3 protein-coding genes are annotated in these 2,630 nt (G+C 47.2%); 2 read left to right on the forward strand and 1 reads right to left on the reverse strand.

Features of this window, described 5'->3' with window-relative positions:
* The first annotated feature begins 55 nt into the window (after positions 1-55).
* Positions 56-1,191 (forward strand): IS3 family transposase gene (locus ACESNI_RS06905; protein ID WP_373085809.1). Its coding sequence is split into 2 segments (ribosomal slippage): positions 56-323 and positions 323-1,191, totalling 1,137 coding nucleotides; the frame shifts between segments, so codons are not numbered across the junction.
* Positions 1,192-1,436: 245 nt separating this feature from the next.
* Here ACESNI_RS06905 and ACESNI_RS06910 read toward each other — a convergent pair.
* Positions 1,437-1,838: a hypothetical protein gene (locus ACESNI_RS06910; protein WP_373085810.1), complete on the reverse strand. Its 402-nt coding sequence runs from the start codon at positions 1,836-1,838 to the stop codon at positions 1,437-1,439.
* A gap of 540 nt (positions 1,839-2,378) precedes the next feature.
* Here ACESNI_RS06910 and ACESNI_RS06915 point away from each other — a divergent pair.
* Positions 2,379-2,630: tetratricopeptide repeat protein (locus tag ACESNI_RS06915; RefSeq protein ID WP_373085811.1), on the forward strand; the 252-nt coding region annotated here is incomplete at its 3' end.

Here is a 2,630-nt window from a genome sequence, read left to right on the forward strand (position 1 = left end):
GGAAAATCGGACCAGTTGCTAAGATGAATCGCCCTTAAGAGGAGGACGATTAGACATGAAGAAAAGAACCCGATATCCAGCAGATTTTAAAGCACAAGTGGCATTGGACGCGATCCGCGAAGAACTGACGCTGGCGGAATTATCCAAGAAGCACGGCGTGCATCCCAACATGATCAGTAATTGGAAACGAGCAGCAGTCAAGAATATGTCGGCGGCGTTTGGCAAAGATGTGGGATTGGTGACAAGTGTTAGCGATGCTGAAATTGACAAGTTGCATTCAAAAATCGGTCAATTGGTGGTGGAGCGTGATTTTTTAAAACGAGCCTTCGGTCGCTAGGCAAGGATCGAAGGCAGATGCGCATTGAAAAACATCATCCCCAATTGAGCGTGCGTCGACAGTGCAAATTGCTGTCGCTGACACGATCCGGGATTTATTATCACCTTGTCGAGGTGAGACCTGAAAACCTGAATTTCATGCAGATCATTGATCAGCAGTTTTTGAAAACACCGTGGTATGGATCTCGTCAGATGGCCCGGCATATGAAACGCCATGGCCATGAAACGGGGCGACACCGTGTTCGCCGGCTCATGCGTTTGATGCGACTTGTGCCGATCTATCAGGTACCAAACACCAGCAAGAAGCATCCACAGCACAAGATTTACCCTTATTTATTGAGAAGATTGAAAATCGAGCACCCAAATCATGTTTGGTGTACGGATATCACCTATATTCCTATGCGGCGCGGATTTCTCTCTCTGGTCGCGATCATGGATTGGGCAACGCGCAAGGTGCTGGCCTGGCGACTATCAAATACGATGGCGGTAGAATTTTGTATTGAAGCGCTGAAGGAGGCTTTGGCCAAATACGGGCCCCCGAAAATATTCAACACCGATCAGGGGTCACAATTTACTTCTGACAGCTTCACGCAAGTTTTGAGCGACGCTAACGTGAAAATCTCCATGGATGGCAGAGGCCGTTGGATCGATAACCGTATGATTGAGCGGCTATGGCTATCCCTGAAATATGAATGTGTCTACATCCATGCGTTTGAAACAGGTAAAGAGGCTTTGCAAGGAATAGGAAAATGGCTCAAATATTATAACACAGAACGGCCTCATTCGCGGCTTGGGATATTGACCCCCGATGAAGCCTATGCGATGAAAACGGAACCAATTACTATGGCGGCATAACCAGACAAACAGATTCATCTTATTTTTGCTGCTAACTGGTCAAGAAAGCAGGACCACCTCTCTACAGTCTGAACTATAAAATGAACTTTATAAGGCGGTGTTCACCGGACGCTTACCGGGCACGCAGATGCAGGGGTAAAGAGAAGCGTGCTTGAGAAAAGATGACAGGCAATCAAATGGTCGAGGCTCAGAAAATGGCGCGGGAATGGATAGCGAAGCATCCATTTGATTGAGAATATTGCAGATTACTTTGATTTGCAGTTGTTGCCTTTGTGTGCCCAGGCTTGGATGATCCCCGACACGATAGTAAAGGTGGTTTTGCAGCTTCTGCTATATGAACTCCCAGAAGAACCGCCGTAATATTGTGTGATGGCAGTACCGCCAACTACATTGGTCACGGAGGAAGTGGGCGCTCTTGCGGGGGTGTACCCAGAATTTGCTTCATAGTATGTAAGATATACCGCACCGCCAGTTTTATATAATCCATCCGGAACTCCCCAAGACCCAACAAGCTGTTGTTCTGTTGAACCTACCCAGGAACTTAACATTTCTTCATATTTAGCGGTTGTAGCAAAACAACCAGTCAACAAAATCATCATGACCAAGGCTAATGTCTGTTTGATACATTTCATTTTTTCCAACATCACTTAATATTCGGTCGCGGCAAAATATACTAACACTCAATTAACAGAATAAAGTATTTTATGTTGAACCCAATTGTGTAGGAATGTACGGCAGAACATCGCCCGGCGCGCCAAAGGGACCGCGTAACGGGAACTATAAGCATGGCTTTTGGATAAATGAGAAAATCGCGCGGCGCAGGCAGATGTCTGCATTCATCAAGGAGATGCGGGAATCGCTGCCCGGATGAACAATGGCCAGACCCTCAAAGTATGATCCGGCAATGCACGAGACAATCCTTGTTCTGATGGGGCTGGGGACGTCATTGTCTGAACTATCGACCGAAGCCGAACGAGCGTGAATTAGTGAATGACCGGCGCTATAACTGGCGCACGACGAGTGCATCGCGATTGTTGCAGAGGCTGGAATAATCATAGGTCGCATACAATCTGGAATTATAGTAACATCATATCTGGAAACATATTTCCGGGGGAACCAATGAAAAATCACTTGCGGCTTGCTACCCTCATAATTGGACTGCTCCAGCATTTCCTGCTGACTATAATGTGGGGGCTGAAGCTGCAAAGAAGGGTGATTTTGCGACTGCTTTGCGGGAATGGAAACCTCTTGCTGAACAAGGGGATGCTGACGCCCAGTACAATCTCGGCGTGATGTATTACAATGGAACCGGTGTCCCTCAAGACTACAAACAGGCCGTCAAGTGGTACACCGCTGCTGCCGAGCAAGGGTTTGCCAATGCTCAGCACAATCTCGCCTTGATGTATAACTATGGAACCGGTGTCCCTCAAGACTACAAA

This window comes from Sneathiella sp., assembly GCF_041689005.1.
GTDB lineage: Bacteria > Pseudomonadota > Alphaproteobacteria > Sneathiellales > Sneathiellaceae > Sneathiella.